Origin of the sequence: Neobacillus novalis NBRC 102450 (assembly GCF_001591805.1) — a bacterium.
Taxonomy (GTDB): Bacteria; Bacillota; Bacilli; order Bacillales; family Cytobacillaceae; genus Neobacillus; species Neobacillus novalis.
Genome location: NZ_BCVP01000002.1, coordinates 43,627 through 61,128 on the forward strand (window position 1 = coordinate 43,627; position 17,502 = coordinate 61,128).

The 17,502-nt window shown below is 42.0% G+C and carries 11 protein-coding genes; all 11 read right to left on the reverse strand.

Translation table 11 applies throughout. The annotated features are described in order from the left end of the window. Window positions 1-12: 12 nt before the first annotated feature. Window positions 13-345 carry a putative DNA-binding protein gene (locus BANVL01_RS00750; RefSeq protein ID WP_066096331.1) on the reverse strand — a complete coding sequence of 111 codons (333 nt, stop codon included), beginning with the start codon at window positions 343-345 and terminating at the stop codon, window positions 13-15. A 135-nt stretch (window positions 346-480) separates the two neighbouring features. Beyond that, window positions 481-3,276: a VWA domain-containing protein gene (locus BANVL01_RS00755; RefSeq protein ID WP_066085291.1), complete on the reverse strand. Its 2,796-nt coding sequence runs from the start codon at window positions 3,274-3,276 to the stop codon at window positions 481-483. Continuing rightward, window positions 3,267-5,042 (reverse strand): vWA domain-containing protein, encoded by a 1,776-nt coding sequence (locus tag BANVL01_RS00760; protein ID WP_066085289.1) that lies wholly within the window; start codon window positions 5,040-5,042, stop codon window positions 3,267-3,269. The genes BANVL01_RS00755 and BANVL01_RS00760 overlap by 10 nt, the downstream gene beginning before the upstream one ends. Window positions 5,043-5,057: 15 nt before the next feature. Next, complete coding sequence (locus BANVL01_RS00765) at window positions 5,058-5,927, reverse strand: DUF58 domain-containing protein (RefSeq protein ID WP_156482170.1); 870 nt, start codon at window positions 5,925-5,927, stop codon at window positions 5,058-5,060. Continuing rightward, window positions 5,924-6,931 carry an AAA family ATPase gene (locus tag BANVL01_RS00770; protein WP_066085287.1) on the reverse strand — a complete coding sequence of 336 codons (1,008 nt, stop codon included), beginning with the start codon at window positions 6,929-6,931 and terminating at the stop codon, window positions 5,924-5,926. Before BANVL01_RS00770 ends, BANVL01_RS00765 begins: the two co-directional genes overlap by 4 nt. A 5-nt stretch (window positions 6,932-6,936) precedes the next feature. Then, window positions 6,937-8,508, reverse strand: a complete 1,572-nt coding sequence (locus tag BANVL01_RS00775; RefSeq protein ID WP_066147661.1) for a DUF8809 domain-containing protein — start codon at window positions 8,506-8,508, stop codon at window positions 6,937-6,939. A gap of 11 nt (window positions 8,509-8,519) precedes the next feature. Beyond that, window positions 8,520-9,368 carry an ABC transporter permease gene (locus tag BANVL01_RS00780; protein ID WP_066085285.1) on the reverse strand — a complete coding sequence of 283 codons (849 nt, stop codon included), beginning with the start codon at window positions 9,366-9,368 and terminating at the stop codon, window positions 8,520-8,522. After that, window positions 9,365-10,300, reverse strand: coding sequence for an ABC transporter ATP-binding protein (locus BANVL01_RS00785; RefSeq protein ID WP_066085284.1), 936 nt, complete (start codon window positions 10,298-10,300; stop codon window positions 9,365-9,367). Before BANVL01_RS00785 ends, BANVL01_RS00780 begins: the two co-directional genes overlap by 4 nt. Beyond that, window positions 10,297-12,666: a DUF8725 domain-containing protein gene (locus BANVL01_RS00790; protein WP_066147664.1), complete on the reverse strand. Its 2,370-nt coding sequence runs from the start codon at window positions 12,664-12,666 to the stop codon at window positions 10,297-10,299. Before BANVL01_RS00790 ends, BANVL01_RS00785 begins: the two co-directional genes overlap by 4 nt. A gap of 215 nt (window positions 12,667-12,881) precedes the next feature. Next, window positions 12,882-13,868: a signal recognition particle-docking protein FtsY gene (gene ftsY, locus BANVL01_RS00795; protein WP_066085283.1), complete on the reverse strand. Its 987-nt coding sequence runs from the start codon at window positions 13,866-13,868 to the stop codon at window positions 12,882-12,884. 17 nt (window positions 13,869-13,885) lie between these two features. Next, window positions 13,886-17,452 (reverse strand): chromosome segregation protein SMC, encoded by a 3,567-nt coding sequence (gene smc, locus BANVL01_RS00800; protein ID WP_066085281.1) that lies wholly within the window; start codon window positions 17,450-17,452, stop codon window positions 13,886-13,888. Between the last annotated feature and the right edge of the window lie 50 nt (window positions 17,453-17,502).

Below are 17,502 nucleotides of genomic sequence, written 5' to 3' on the forward strand. Positions count from 1 at the left end.
TCATGCCGCCTCCTAATCTAATTTCTCAAGCTCGGCAACAGTTTCTAACATTGCCTGCTTTGAAGGGTTCTCCTCATTAAGCAATTCTCTTACGTGCGTGATTAGTTTTGCGCGCTCTTGAAATTTTTGGAATAATTGCAGCTTTTCCTCATACTCCTCGAGCATTGCTTCCGTCCGTTTAATATTATCATACACGGCCTGACGGCTTACGTCATACTCTTCGGCAATTTCTCCAAGAGAGTAATCATCTAAATAATAGAGAGACATGTAGCTTTGCTGCTTTGGTGTTAACAACGAATAGTAAAAATCATAAAGATAGTTTATTCGTGTTGTCTTTTCAAGCATCATGCATGGGTTCCCTCCAATACCAATGTTAAGTGAAAAGCCTTTACAAGAGTAGTTTACACAGTCATATTATTTCTGTCAAGAAAATATCTTTACATATTCCAAACGACCAAGCCCCTAACTCCTTTTCCAATTTTACTTCTTTCTTTTCTTTGCTTCAAGCAAACGTTTCATTCGTTCTTCCTTTTCTTCAGTGGACACAACGGGTACGTTGTTCTGCTTCTTCGCTGATGTTTGCAGTTCCGGTTTCTGCGGCTTTTCCTTCGTTATTTCTTGCTTAGATTCTGTAAATTCTCGTTTGCTTTCTACCCCCGCCTTCACTTTTGCTTTAGCCCTTGAAAGCTGCATTAGTACTTCTGTGCCTCCCTGTTCACCTTTTTTCGAGGTTTTCTTCTGCAGGTGCAGCAAGGATAGAAATGGCTGGAAGCCTAGTCTCCTGATTAGAATCTCGAACACTAGAAGTAGGAAGGCAGCTAGTAAGAGCTGTTCACTAATTGGATCTTTGCGTTTTGGCTTTTGTTGTAACGGTCGAAACGCTTCTTTTGCCGTCTGCAGTTCTTTTCCGCCAGTAAGTGCGGCCAGTTCTTTTAATAACTCACTATTGGTCGCTTTTAACAAATATTCATCCGAATAGGGAACCGAAAAGCCAGTTTGAAACAATTTATCCTGCCCCTCCTCGGTCGTTTGTTTCACCCGTAAAAAATACATACCGGGCTTATTAGGAAAACTCACTTCAAATTCACCTGGAGCTGTCGGCTTAGAATTGGTGTCGATGACCGTACCATTTTGTGAAACCACCGATACATCAAGTGGAAGAAATTGCCCATCCGCTGCCTTTAATTGGACCACCGTATTGCCATTTTCTTTTTCGATTGTAAAACGGAACGGCTCGCTGTCATATTGCGGCAGCGACTTGACCACCAGCGTATTCAAAAATTGCGGCCAGTTAGCCCATTTAGCCCAGTCACCAGACCATTTTCCCGTCATATCAGACGTAAACGCTAAGGTCGTTCCTAAGCCATAATGCCACTCGGCAAGAACCGGATCCTTTTTTTCACTTATTAGCGGCACCTGCGCCATATTTTTCGCTGTTACCGCAATATAGGCATTCATTTTTGGAATTCCCTGTTCAAAAATGGCTCTCCAATCTGGATAGGGCTGCACAACAGGATAAAAAGGATGGTCTTCAATATACGTTCTTGTGGTCATAACCGTTTCCCTTGAAAGAATGCTCGGAATAACGGATGCATCGGTTACATCGTAAAATCGTCCACTCCCCTGACCGGCAAGATCTTCTAACAGGTTTCGATCGGCATCCGATCCTAAAGCAACCGTTGACAACGTGATATTATTTTTTTTACCCTCTGAAATAAGCGTTTGATAATCACCGCCAGTGGCTGACTGTCCGTCCGTTAACAAAATAATGTGTTTTCTTTGCAGCTTCAAATCCTTTAACTCTTGATAAGCCTTTTCAAGTGAGGGGTAAATGTTCGTCCCGCCACCTACTGAAACAGAGCGGATTTTTTCTATTACCTTTTTCTTGTTTTCAAGCGGTGCGGTTTCAACAATCACCCATGGGCGGTCGTCAAAGGCAATAAAACCAAGCGTATCTTTTTCGCGCAATAATTCTACCGATCGTGCGGCCGCTTCCTTTGCTAATGTCAATTTATTGCCGCTCATACTTCCGGATCGGTCAATGACAATCACCAATCCAAGTGAGGGCATCTCTTTTTTTCCTTTAATGTCCATGTCAACTGGTAATAGTTTTTCAATCGGTGTTTTAAAATAACCGCCGAGGCCAAAGCTGTCCTCTCCGCCGAGCATCACAAAGCCGGTGCCAAATTCTTTGACTGCTTTTTCAATCAAATTCATTTGCTGTTCGCTGACCTTCGTTCCCGGAACATTATTAAAAATAATCGATTGGTATTGCAAAAATCCCGCTAAGGTAGTAGGAAGCTTCTCGGGAATAAGCTTATCGGTGATTAACCCTGAGGCTTGTAAAATTTGTGCTAATGGGTCGTCTTGATTTCCTTGAACGACGAGTACCCTTGGTGTTCCTTTGACATTTGTGACCGCATAAAGGGTATTATTTTCGCTAAAGGTATCCTTTTCTGCGGCAATCTCAGCCTTATAAATCGACATTCCTGGCACGAAGGCATTATCTGAAAAGGAAAACTCATTTTGCCCCTCTTTTACGGTAATCTTCTCATGGAGAATATCTTTGTTGTTTAAGGAGATTCTTATATCAGCTGTCTTTTCGACGTTACTTGCAATCGAAACCACTAAATTTGCCTTTTCTCCCTCATAGAGAGTGGGAGGAACATCCAGCCTCGTGATGGCCATATCCTCACGAAACTTTTGCTTGAATCGGACATAATCTAACTCAAGCTTCTGATTTTTTAACAGTTTGGCAGCCTCTTTACTAGTACCGGCCGTTTCATTTCCATCAGATAAGAGGACAATCCGGCCGCTTTGCCCCGGTTTCAGCAGCGAAGCAGCAAAGCCAATTCCCTCTTCGAGATTTGTTTCGCCATTGTTCACTTTCCCATTAAATTGATCTAACACTGTTTTTTTGTTTGATAGTGATTGTTCGACAAGCGCACCATCAGCAAACGACGCTATCGCAAATGATTGATTCGCTTTCTTTGATTGGCTGCTTTCGTCAAGCCACTCGATTATCCCAGTTTCTGCATCTTCAAAACTTGCAGAGCGATCGACAAGAAAAATAATCATTTCCTCTTTGATGGGCAGCAAAATTTGCGGAATCGTCAGCGCAAAAATAATCAAGAAAAATAGAACCGCTCTTAGACAGCCAATCACCACTTTATCCGGACTATTTGAAGCGTTTATATGTTTAAAGTATCGATAAATCAGGAAAGAAGCCGGTATTATTAATATAAGAAAGATGGGATATTTAAGCTCTATAGCCATTTTCGATAAACCTCCCATTCCACCATAAGCAGCACTAGCACGATGAGCGTCAGCCAAAACCATATTGATCCATTTGGCTTCAATGCCAGTTCAGTATCATTTGCGGTTAAATGATTCAATTTAAACGACGGGGCTGTCTCCGGTTTTTTTTCGCGATCATCAAGCAGAGCTGAGAAATAATACACCTGCTCATCAGCTACAGCTTGGTAGATTCCCGGTTTATAGGGAGCTTTAAAATTCTCCGTATTTAACTGGAGTGAAGATAAGCTTTTTCCAGCTGAATTATAGATTTCCAAAACGGACTTTTTACTATCAAGCTGAATCCACTTTTCCTCACCAGGCTGAAAATAGCCAAGAAAGCCAGTTTGCTTTGACAGCCACTGATAGCTATTAAAGAGAAAAATCGGAAAACCCGGGTGCAGTGGCCAATCGGTATTCTCAAGCGAAAAATTCATCAGGATAACCGGCTGTCCATTGATTGTTCCTGTTTGAATCAGCGGGTGTTCGCCGCTGGTTACAATGTTTTCCCAATTTCCCTTTATCGGGTTTGACGCGTATTTTATGTAAGTTTTGCCGATATCAACATATTCGGTGAGCGGCGAGTCCTTGCTCATGATTGGTTCCTTTAATTCAATAAGTTCATCCTGATTTTTGGATTTGTTAATGTAAATAACCGGCATTTTCGGCAATTCACTAAACTGCAGCCCTTCTGCAAGAATGATTCCACTTTCCGTTGATCCTAGAGAGTTTTTTGCATCAAGCTGGACTGTTTTGATGCCCAAGGTTTCCAGCCCCTTAATAAAAAAGGGATTCACGTCACCAAGTGCATCGATGGTTGGATTCAAGTCTGAGTAAACAGCTGTTAATTCATTATCGGCCGCGTAATGGTCCCCGGCTTTTATCGACGCTTGATAAAAGCGGTGCTCCGGCAAATCGGGAATATTTATCACCACTTGTTGACCGGCTGGAATCGTTACTTCTTGTTGGAAAACAACCGAATCCTCACTGGTAATCACAAAGGGAAATGTTTTCGATTTCTTCCCTTGGTTTTCCAAAACGGCCAGTCCGGAAATTCGCTTTTCTTTAGCCGCAACCCCAAAGGAAAGGATGGCGACGTTATCTTGTATGCCGGCAGCATTGTGAATCTCATAGGGGATATTAGAAAGGTCTGATTTCAGGTCTGCCTTTTTTACAGAATCAGAAAACAAATGAATCACCGTATCTTTATTATGTACTAGTGATTCTGCAAGCTTTACGGCCTTTTCGATATTTTCATGTTCGTATGTAACAGTAAGCCCCGCAATCTCCCGTTGAATCACGGCTGTATCGGTTTCCCGGCTCAATAGGATTTTCGGCTTTGCACCGGCATTAATCACGGTTACTTCCTGACCAGTTAAGCGCTCGGTCATTTGCTTCATCTGTTGTTTAGATTGTTCAATGAGCGGCTTGTCCGCCTTTATCGCTGACATCGTTGCCGATGTATCTACAATCCAAATGATTTGTTCGCCCTTTATCCCCTCCGAGAACCATATCGGTTTTGCCAACGCCAACATTAATAATGTAAGAGCAGCGATTTGCAGCCAAAACAAGAGATTTTGCTGTAACTTTTGAATCCAGGGCGAGGCATTCCACTCATTCATAGCCTGCTGCCAAAGGAGATTAGCTGGGTTGATGACCGCGGTGTATTGTTTACGGAAAAAGTATAATAACACAACCAAGGCGATAAAAATGACAAGTATAAAAAATAATCCGTTCGCAAAGTACATCATCATCACCTCTGGTTAATAAAGGATTCTTTTCGCAGAACACTCATGAAATAAAAAATCATTTAGGTCAGCATCATCTGCCGTTAATAAATAACTGAACCCAAATCGGCGGCATAACGCTTCAAGCCTGCGATTATGCTCTGTTACTTGCTTTCGATAGTTTACGAGAATCGAATCACTCATCGTGACATTCACACTTTCATTTGACTCACTATCAATTAATTTGACATCCCCCGAATAACTCGGGTCGAGTTCCTCCCTGCTCAATAGTTGGATTAGTTTCACCTCTTGTTTGGCGGCAGCAATAAATCGAAAAAGCGCTTCAAATGATGCAAGCGGCTCAAGACCGTCCGTGATAAGAATCGCCAGCTGATTATTTTTCATGCTGTTTTTATGAAAGTTGTCCGTAAATGCCCCGGCATCCTCTTGTTCTGATAACTGGAGGATTTCAAAAAATACATTTTTCCCATATACAGACCCTTTTCTGTTTACCTTTGCATACACCCCCGACGAAACCGGAATGAACGACAAGCGATCTTCACCACTCAGAGCAATATAACTAAAGGCGGCAGCGAGCTCCTTTGCTCTTTTCCATTTTGAAGCAATCGCCTGCATCGAACTCGAAGCGTCCAAAAAAACGGTAACTGCTAATTCTTGTTCATCTAAAAACCTTTTAATATAATGCTTTTGCGTCCGGCCGTAAATATTCCAGTCTATCTGGCGGACATCATCGCCGGGCTGATAAAGACGAAAATCTGAAAATTCCAGGGAAGCACCAAATTTATTCGCCGTCCTCCCCCCTTTATGAGCGCCGCGCCTCCGGGTTTTCGCCATCAATCTCCGTTTTTGCAGTCGTGAAAGCATGGAATGCATTTGGGCTGTCATCGCTGACTAACATCCTTTCCAGCCTGCTCCAATACATCAGCAATCAAGTCATCCGGAGTCACACCGTTTGCCTCACCTTCAAAATTCAATAAAAGACGGTGCCTTAAGACTGGGATGGCCGTCCTCTTTAAATCGCCGATTGAAATATGGTATCTGCCGGCAAATAGTGCTCTCGTTTTTGCCATTTGGATAAGACTTTGTAATCCCCGGGGGCCGCTCCCAAATTGAACATATTGTTTTATCCTTTCCGGTGCATCCGCTGAAGCCGGGTGGGTAGCATCAATCATCGATACGGCTGCATTTAGTAAATCATCAGAGACTAAAATTTCCTTCGAGAGCTGCTGCAAGGCTAAAACGTCTGATGAGCCTAAAATTTTATTTAATTGAGGAACCTTGATACCTGTCGTTCTTAAGGCAATCTCTTTTAGTTCTGCTTTGGTCGGATAGTCGACATGAACTTTACAAATAAACCGGTCCATTTGTGCCTCTGGGAGCGGATAGGTGCCTTCCATATCTATCGGGTTCTGTGTTGCCAGCACAAAGAAGGGCATGGAAAGCTGTTTTGTGCTGCCCATAACGGTTACCGTTTGCTCGGCCATTGCCTCTAATAGAGAGCTTTGTGTCTTTGGAGTGGCCCGGTTTATTTCATCAGCTAAAATGATATGGCCAAACAATGGCCCTTCATGAAAGGCAAACTCCTGCCTGCCGTCTGTTCCGGGCTGCAGAATTATCGTCCCGGTAATATCGGATGGCATTAAATCAGGGGTGAATTGGATTCGATTAAACGATAAATCCAGGCATGACGCAATCGACCGGACAAGCATTGTTTTTCCAAGCCCCGGCAGCCCCTCCAATAACGTATGTCCTCCAGAGAAAATGCTCCACAGTACCTGGTCAATCACTTCCTCTTGACCGACGATAAAATTCATCAGCTCTTGTTTTACCGACTTAAGCTGTTCGGCTGCCGTGATAAATTGAGTTTCTTTCTCTTTTAATTGAGTCATTTGAGTCACTCCTTATTGGGATCAAGCAATAAAAAATAGTTTTTGACGATTTCTTCTAAATCAGCAGGGAGTTTTACCCGATCGGTACTTTTTCGATAGGCATCTGCATAATTCCCATATACTTCCTGATAGGACCGAAGCTGTCCTTTTAATATTGGTCCATTGCCTGCAAACTGTTCTGTCGGGCTGCCCTTTCCAATCATTCCGGAATCGGTTTCAAGATTGTTTTTACCGGCTGTTTTCTCTGGAATTGTTAGTAGTTGCCGAGAACCCGGTCCCAACCCGGCACCACTGCCACCGCCATTGCCGGTACCAGCTCCCGCTCCATTTCCTGAGCCTTGGCCAGTACCTGACCCATTTCCGTTTCCAGAGCCATTTCCATTCCCTTGTGAACCATTTCCTGGTGATCCATTTCCTGAGGGCTGATGTCCCTTGCCGCTTCCATTTGAAGCACTTAAGGGATTGTCATTTTTGTTGTTTTGGCCGTTTGACTTTCCTCCCTCAGGCTGACTGGATGGACTAACGGCGAGTTGTTCGGACTGAATTCCGTTAGCTAGCATTTCGCTTTTCAGACTATTAGCCGCCTCACCAAGTGCAGCTTTTGCTTCAGCAAGTTCCGTCAGTTTATTTTCTGAGTTTAGTGCTTCGGAAATCTTCTTCGTGAGATCTGCTAATTCTTGTTCCGAAAGCTGTTTATCTGAACCACTCATCCTGCTGAGTGCCCTCTTTTGACTTTCAGTTAATGAATCATATTTTTTATTTAACTGCTCCAGTTCTTTTTGGATGTTTTTACTATCCTTCGCTTCCAGGGCTGCAGCCAATTTATTTAAATCAGCCTTTTTTAATTCCTGCTGCCATGCTTGGAAGTTTTCTTGTTTTTCCTGTTCCTTCAAGGCCTTTAGTTCCAGCTCTTTTTTTTGTTTAGCTAACGCTGCTAATGCTTCTTTAGGGTTGGAGGTTTTTGTCATTAGTTCCTGTGCTTTTTCCAGCGCTTTTTTCGCTTCCATGTTTTGTTCCTTTTTTGCCTTTTCTTCCAGCTTCTTTTCGACCTTCTTCATGATCGCCATTTCCGTTTCTTTTTTTGCCGCTAATTGCAGATTTTGATTGGGCAAAAAATTGAGGAGTGCAGAAATGCAGACAAAAACCGCTGCTATCAATAGCCACTTTGGTAAAAAATAGCCTTTTTTCCGTGCCAAAACACGGTGCTGTTCCTTTTTCATCAAGGTAAGTGCATCAGCAAGCTGCAATTTCTGGAGCATTCCCTCTTCATCTAAAAACGAGAGGGCTGTTATGACGCGGTCTTCAGGAATATAAGCGTTAAATAGCTGTGCCGCTTCCCTCCACCCCGGCCGATTCTGCCAAATTCGAAAAACAAATATCGGTAGAAGGAGGAAGCTGCCACTCCAAAGCATTTCATGGTAGAAAGGAATGACCATAACCCGAGCTGCCAATAGGAGAAGCGCTGAGAAGATAGAGGCAGCTAGAATCCAATAGTGGAATTCCACCATCGTCCTTTTGATTAGAAGCTGCCTGCGAACAGGCTTCAGCAACTGATAAAACTGGCTTTTATCCTCCATTTAACCCATCCCTATCCTTTCGACTTTACTTTCATATTTGGACGCAGCTTCCGGATACTGATCATTATCATAATGAGAAAAATAATCGTATAGGAAATCAAATAGGCTGCCGATAATGGAAAATCGATTCCTCCCCCAGATTGACTGGATAATTCCCTGAATGCATTCGGTTCAAGAAAACCGAGGAGAATTATCATTGGGTTAAGCATCGCAAAGAAATAGGGAACGGGATTATTCGCGGCCATCCCCATTTGACTGACCGACATTGATATCGCATATAGAAAGGCTGAACCCGCTGTTAGGAAAAGGGTTACCCCGTACGTACTAATCATCGCAATGATGGTTCTTCGGATAAGTGTCGAGAAGAAGATGCCAATACTTCCAAATGCAAGAATCGTAAAGATGTAATATCCTAGAATGGTGACTACCTGTCCGGGAGAAATTCCTCCAAACAGGAAGACAATACTGTAAATAGGCATACTCGCCACTATCATCAGTAATAAAAACGAAACAGACGAAATCAATTTGCCTAAAATAATGCTCGTCGAGCTCTGATTCGTTGTTAATAAAATATTTAATGTTTGCTTTTCCCGTTCACCACTAATGACTCCTGCCGTTAACCCCGGGGTAATAAACAGAATTAACCCCATTTGAATAAACGACAGCATCATAAACATACTTCTGCTTTGATCTGGTCGAAACAGCCCCATCGGTGAGTTTTTGGTTTCTAAATAAATAAAGCCAATAATCAAGATGGAAAGGGCCAGTAAATAAAAAGCTAGACCGAGAAAGCCTTTAAATGAGCGGAACCTTAACTTAAATTCCTTATTTAAAACGGGATTAAGAAGAAGATTTCTCATGAAAGTTCCACCCCTTTCGTTATTTCCATAAAGACATCTTCGAGATTTGTTTCAATTTCCGAAAAGCTGACAATCGGGATATCATGCAAAAGAGCATTTTTTAACAATTGTATTTGTTCTTCCACACTGCCATTAAACATAAATTGAAGCGATTCCCCATCATCCCGTTTCGCCAATTGGCTTACAAGCGGCTGGTCCTCGAAAAAATTTACCGCTAGTTCCAATTCTCGGTACAGCTTGGCAATGATTAGCTTTTCTCCCCGAAGACGCTGCTGGATTTCATTAACTGACCCTTCCGCTACTAATCGCCCTTGATCAATAATTCCGATGGTATCACACATTTCCGCAAGTTCAGGAAGAATATGTGAAGAGATTAAAATCGTTTTCCCCATATTCTTTAATTCTTTTAAGATTTCTCTCATTTCCACCCGTGCTCTCGGGTCAAGACCGGAAGCAGGCTCATCGAGAATCAGTACCTCCGGGTCATGGATCAAGGACCTTGCAAGGCAGAGCCGCTGCTTCATCCCCCTTGACAGCACATCGACATATGAATCTTGTTTTTGCGTTAAATTTACTAATTCAAGAAGCTGTGGAATCAATTTGCTTCGCTCACTCTGGCTGATCCCATAGCTTGCTCCATAGAAATCCAAATATTCGACAGTCTTTAACTGGTCATAGACACCAAAGAAATCGGGCATATAGCCTATTTGGCTGCGGACAGCTTTTGGTTCCTTAGAAATATTATGGCCATTAATATACGCCGTTCCCGAAGTAGGAGATAACAATGTCGCTAAAATCGAAAAGGTAGTAGATTTGCCGGCACCATTTTGTCCAACAAAGCCAAAAACAGTACCCTTTTCTATTGTTAGATTTAATGAATCAAGGGCGGTAAATTTTCCGTATTTTTTGGTTAAATCGATGATTTCAATCATTGGCTGATTTCCCCCTTTATTGAAAGCGCAGGCATCCTAACATGAGGGTCACCTTGTCCTGTTTTTATTAATTTTATGGTGATAACTCCATCCTTTGAAATAAACTCATCAAGATGTTCCTTGATGGTTGTATGCGAATTAGTTAACGGCAAGAATGTGCCGTTCGAATGATTTAGCAGTGAGCAGGTGATATTTGCACCTTGCCACGTAATCTCTAAATCTTTGAACTCATGTCTCATTTTTGGCAATTGGTTGGGGAGTTCCATGACATAATCATATTCACCCTCATCAAGCTCCATTTCACGGCGATTTTCCGAACTATCATTAAAGAATCCGCCATGGATTGTATTAATATGGGTCCTTAGCATGTCATCCTTGATTGTAAATGGACCGGAAAACTTCGTGTCTAACGCTATTGTTTGATAGATTAAGCTTAATCCTTTTTTCGATTCGTTTTTTCCTTTAATATCTGCTTCAATAACTGAGTCCTTTGTGTAACCATATAGAATTGGTTGATTTTCCGATTGGGAATTGTTGTACAGATATTCAATCGCACCATACTCCATTCTTTCCCTTTTAAATTTGTCCACTTCCTGCTGGGAACTTGGAACCTGGTAGGAATTACCGGTACTGTATGGTCCAGCCAGATAATCCTGCTGGAATGTTTCGTTTACCGTTAAACTTTCTCCACGCTTCAGCGCTCCGAGTTTAAACTTGTTGCTGCCTGACCAAATAAATACTTCTTCAAAATCGTATGGAAATTGATTAATGATTGTTCCAGTTAACTTTTTATTTTCATAGGTTAGCTTGATATCAAATTGACCCGCACTTTGCTTTGATGCATGCCCAAAATAGGTTCTAGTTGCCCAATATTCTACATTCGGAAAGGTAACACTGCTGGTTTTCCGGCCATTCTCGAGAACGGCATAACGTTTCCCATCACTTACAGCCATCGCAGTTGAACCGGGTACACCATAGAATTTCCCTTTCGAAAATCCTACTTCATAATCACCGCCAGTGTTAGACAGGAAGGTAACAGCCTCAAGACCAGTTAACTGGTCATTTTCTGCTTTATAAATTCCCGTTTGGTTCATTTGCGGTTTCGCAATCCTGTCCTTTGCCCCGATGGCAAAGATGCCAACGGATGATAGGACAGCAGCACCAATAATAATCCACCAGGCATACTCGCGTTTATCCAGCCTTTTTAACAAGAAATAGAGAAACGGAGCAAGCAGCAGGAGATAAATGAACAGAAACAGACTAATCTGCCCCACAGAAAACTGCGTGGACGAGAAATATTCATTGATCTCTGCGAATTCATTAAATAACATGTCAAATGGGTTTTGACCGCCATTTTGTAATTGAGACTTGGACGTGTTACTAAGCATGGGGCTGGTGGCAAACCATTGTCCATATTCCTTCGAAGAAGAAAGCGGTTCATCACCGAGCGAAAATGCCGTTTGCCAAATTTCACCTGCACCATAGCCTTTATGAATGACCATCGGTAAATCACCGCTTTTTACAGCAATATCAGCTCCCTTTTCGACTTGTCCAATAAAAACAGGGATTTGTTGAAAAGCAGGTAACGCCGGGGTTACCTGGAAGAACTTCGTATCGGCCGCTGCCTCTTTATCTGGTTTCATCGGCAGCACCTGATATAGGCTTCCATAGGAACCAGCTGCATTTGGTTCCGCGCCAGCAATTAATTTCCCGCCGTTTTGAATCCAGTTCAGGATTGCTTGCTGCTGAGGCTTCTTTAACTTGGAAATTGCAAACTCATCAATCAGTATGTAATCCAGTGAATCTAGGCCAAGTTCATCTTCAGGAACCATCTCCGAAGTGAGAACAATCGGCTCAATTTGATTAGTTAAGGCCATAACCTTTAGTTCTTTTAGTCGATCGGAATCCTCACTAAAAAAGCCCATTGTTCTTTTGTCAAGGTCGATATATTTAGGCTTCAAAATTTTATCGCCAATAAAGTCTTGTTCGTGATCATCCTTCCAGCTGCCTTTATATAAGAAAATCGATTGTTTTAGCTGACTATTTTGGGAATAGTCTTCTGAAAGGGCTGGGATTGAAAGCGAGTACGTTTTTTTACTCCCCTTCGGCACATCGATAGATAATAGTTTAGCTCCACTAGAATTATAGTTAGTAGCAAAGTTGAAAAGGATATCGCCGTTAAAATCAGCACCGCTGTTTTCAACTGTCACTTGAACAGGAAAGCCGCGCCCGCTTTTTACCTTTCCGTCAAAGCCTTCCTTAACTGCTATTCTGATAAAATTACTTTCAGCCTTTGTTGGCTCGACTCCCTGGCTGACAAAAAAAAGACAAAACAACAAAATAAATAATAGCGCTTTCTTTAGCAAAACAATTCCCCCTCTAAAAGCCTGTCTAATAAATAGACGAATAATTCTCTCTACCACACTACAATTTTAATAAAAATTTTATTTTTTCATCACATCCACAAAAATATCCTTTAGTGTATTTTTACACCTTTACCAAGAAAATGCAATTAGAATTTTACGCAAAAAAAAAAAAAAACAGCAGGTTTAAGCTGCTGTTTTCATCAATGCTCATTATATTATTCTGTTTTTTCAATCTGATCGGCGAATAATCCATAGACATATCGTTCTGCATCAAATTCTTGAAGATCATCCATCTTTTCACCCAAGCCGACAAATTTCACCGGAATTTTCAATTCGTTGCGAATCGCCAGAACGATCCCGCCCTTCGCTGTTCCGTCCAATTTTGAGAGGACAATCCCGGTAACATCAGTTACTTCCTTAAAGGTTTTCGCCTGAATAAGCGCATTTTGCCCCGTTGTCGCATCAAGAACCAGGATGACTTCATGCGGGGCTCCCGGAATTTCCCTCTCAATCACACGCTTTACCTTTTCAAGTTCTTTCATTAAATTCACTTTATTTTGCAAACGGCCAGCTGTGTCACAGAGCAAAATATCTGCTTGGCGGGATTTGGCCGCAGATATAGCATCGTACATTACTGCTGCCGGGTCAGAGCCTTCAGCCTGTTTTATTACCTCAACGCCAACCCTTTCACCCCATACTTCAAGCTGTTCAATCGCGCCGGCACGAAAGGTATCACCCGCTGCCAGCAATACTTTTTTCCCTTCACTCTTGAACTTATAGCTAAGCTTGCCAATCGTCGTTGTTTTTCCAACACCATTGACCCCGACAAATAATATTACTGTCAGCCCGTCCTTCTGGATATTTAATTGTGAGGATAGCTCCTCCCCAGCATTGTAAATATCAACAAGCTTCTCGGAAATAACACTTTGAACTTCCTTCGGGTCTTGAATGTTGCGGCGTTTGACCTCCCTCTTAAGTTCATCGATCAGCTGCATAACCGTGTCAAAGCCGACATCGGCCTGAATTAAGATTTCCTCTAATTCTTCAAAGAAATCCTCATCGACTTTCCGGTATCTTGCGACAAGGTCATTGACCTTTCCGGAGAAGCTATCCCTTGTTTTCGTTAAACCCTCTTTAAACTTTTCTGTTACGCTATCGGTCGATTTCGTAATTTTTTCTTTTAACTTTTTAAAAAAGCTCATTTTCTCACTTCCTTCATTTATGTTTCTACAAGTTCCTTTGTATCCTCAAGACGGACAGAGACAAGCTTTGAAACGCCGGACTCCTTCATGGTTACCCCATAAAGGACATCTGCTTCCTCCATCGTTCCTTTGCGGTGGGTAATCACAATAAACTGAGTTTCTGCACTATAGCGCTTTAAATATTGACTGAAGCGGTGGACATTGGCTTCATCCAGGGCTGCTTCTACCTCATCAAGAATACAGAACGGCACAGGACGGACCTTTAAAATCGAAAATAATAGCGCAATAGCGGTTAAGGCCCGTTCTCCACCCGATAATAGGCCAAGATTCTGGAGCTTTTTCCCCGGAGGCTGAGCAACAATTTCCACACCCGTATTTAATAAATCTTCTGGTACGGTAAGAACAAGATCTGCTCTCCCGCCGCCGAAAAGGGCCCGGAATGTCGGTTCGAAATGCTCGCGAATCCCGGTAAAGGTTTGTTCAAAGCGCTTTTTCATTTCTATATCCATTTCTTCAATGACTTGGTAAAGGGTGTCTTTTGCTTCTTGAAGGTCTGTCTTTTGTTCATTTAGGAACTGATAGCGCTCAGAGACACGATCATATTCTTCAATTGCCCCGAGATTGACAGACCCGAGCTCATCAATGGCTAGCTTGATCAGCTTGACTTTTTTCTTCGCCTCTTCAGGGGGAATGGTTAATGGATATTGCTCTTTTGCCCCTTCAAACGATAACAGGTATTCTTCTCGTAAATGAGCAAGTCGATTTTCTAACTCCACATCCAAGCGATTGATTTTCACTTCCTCATCCTTTAAAACGACAATCATCCCTTTATGGAGTCTCTTTAATTCTTTTGTCTCTAATTCAATATCTTCAAGCGCTCCCTGAAGCTGTAAACGTTCCTGTCTTCTCGCTGTAATTAACTGCAAGGTCGCTTCTTTATCCTGCTGCTTCGTTATTGCAGCTCTTTCTAGCTGTTCTTCTCCAGAAGAGCTGTTTGTCATTTCCGATGTTAACAGGCTAAGATCCTCGCTGAAAACAGCCAGTTTTTGTTCACTTTCAGATAAATCATTTTTAATGAGCGTAAAGCGCTCCTTCGCATGAAGAAATTGCTCATTTTTGGAAGCAAATTCGACTTTGAGGTCATTTATTTCATTCGTCAGCGTTTCTTTCGATGTCATGTCATTTGTCTTTTGTTCCGTGAGTTTTATGATATGACCATCAAGTTGTGCAATAGTTCCCGTATAGGTCTCCAGGGCAATCGTTAATTCCGTTTTTCTTTTCAATAGCGCTGCCTGTTCATCACCCAATTGCCCTTTTTCTAAATCATAAATAGCTAAACGGTCATTGATATTCTTTTCTCCAAGATCCGCTTCGCGAAGGTCACCCTTAATTGACTGTTCGTTTAACCTAAGCTCTTCACCATTCATACGAATTTCTTCAAGATGTGCTTCCGCATGTTGAACATCCTGTTTCAGGGTTTTAACAACCAGCTCTAAGCCGGCTGTTTTTTCCTCCATTATGACCAGCTTAGCTTTTAAATCCTCAAGCTCCCCTTTTCGTGATAATAAAGAAGAGGTTTTTTGTTTTACTGCACCGCCTGTCATCGAACCGCCGGGATTAACGATATCACCGTCAAGTGTTACCAAACGAACGCGGTATTGGAGGATTTTCGCCAATTCATTGGCACCCTTCAGATCATTCGTTATGACGACATTGCCCAGAAGGTTATTAATAACCTCGGTATACTTCTCGTCAAATTTCACAAGACTTACCGCCGGTCCAATTAACGCTGGATGGTTTTGAATGGAAGACAGCTGTGCCGGCGATAATGGTCTTCCTTTCATGACATTAAGCGGTAAAAAAGTGGCCCGGCCAAATGAATTCTGTTTTAAGAATTGGATGGCTGATCGTGCATTTTGTTCAGTATCAACGACGATATGCTGCAGGGCACCCCCAAGGGCCGTTTCAAGTGCGGTTTCATACTTTTTAGGAACCGTTACAAGCTCAGCAACAGCCCCTTCGATTCCTTTCAGCTTATTTCCGCGTGCTTTTAGAACTTCTTTAACACCTTGGAAAAAACCTGAATAGTCTTCTTCCAACTCTTCAAGCATTTCTTTTCGAGATTTAGCCTGCTGAAGGAGCTGATAGGCTTGATACAACGTCTTTTCTTGTTTTTGATAATTACCTTTTATCGTTTCAAGCTTCCGCTGCTGGTCACGAAAGGTGCCAACCTGATTCGCTAATTTTTCTTGAATGGCTTCTAATTTCGATTGAATTTCAAACTTTTTCGTTTGCGCGATTTGTCGTTCCTGAAGGTATTTTTCATTTTCTGCATCAAGTCGAGCATTTTTTCTCTCCTGGTGCTCAAGCTGTTGTTCAATGTATTTTACTTCATTTTTGGCGCCAGCTTGATCATTTAACAGTTCAATGTATTCACTTTTTAAGCTTTCGATTTTTTCATCGATATTTTCAGAAAATAATAGTAGTTTTTCTCGCTTCTCTTTTAGGCTTGTTTGTAATAATTTAACTTGTCCATCAAGTACCTTAACTGACTCAGCATGTGTTTCCTGTGTATTCTTAAGCTGGCTGATTCGCTCGGTTAGTTCGGAAATATTCGTTTTTAGCTGCTCTTTATTTTGGGCTGCATTTTTCTTTCTTTCCTTTAAAACCTCTTTACGGCCTTCTAGCTTTTCAAGTTCCTCACTTGCATACAGAAGAACATTTTGCAAATCAGTAACTGACTCATCTATAGCCGCTATTTGGTCTCGTGTTTCGACTATTTTCGCTTCTTTTACTTGAAGAAGTGTGGACATCTTCAGTTCCTCTTGCTGATGTTCTTCGAGTTGATTGGAGAGGTTTTCCCATTTCTTATGGAGGTCTTCTACTTCATAAACGGTTAGGGCAACCTCAATTTTTTCAAGTGCCGCTTTTTTCTCTAAAAAATCTTTGGCCATTGACGCTTGAATTTGCAAAGGCTCAACTTGGCTCTCAAGCTCATGTAAAATATCATTGACTCGGTTTAAATTGTCCTGCGTTTCAAACAATTTAATCTCCGCTTTTTTCTTACGATTTTTATATTTTAGCACCCCTGCCGCTTCTTCAAAAATCGTCCTGCGGTCTTCTGCTTTACTATTTAAAATTTCTTCTACTTTTCCCTGGCTGATAATCGAAAACGCTTCCCTGCCTAGCCCGGAATCCATAAATAAATCAATGATATCCTTTAGCCTGCAAGCCTGTTTATTGATAGAAAATTCACTTTCACCCGAGCGTGACACCCTCCTTGTCACACTTACTTCATTGTAATCAATCGCTAATCCTTGGTCTTGATTGTCCAATGTGAGTGTCACTTCAGCAATATTGAGGGCTTTTCTTGAATCACTGCCAGCAAAAATAATATCTTCCATTTTACTGCCTCTTAACGATTTAGCCGACTGTTCCCCCAAAACCCAGCGGATTGCGTCGGTGATATTACTTTTGCCGCTGCCATTCGGGCCCACTACAGCTGTTACTCCAGGGACAAAATCAACACTAATGCGGTCAGCAAAAGATTTAAAGCCAATAATGTCCAACCGTTTTAAAAACATCTTTAATCCTCCCTATGCTTTTCAGGGATTTCTCCTGCAAACACTTAAGT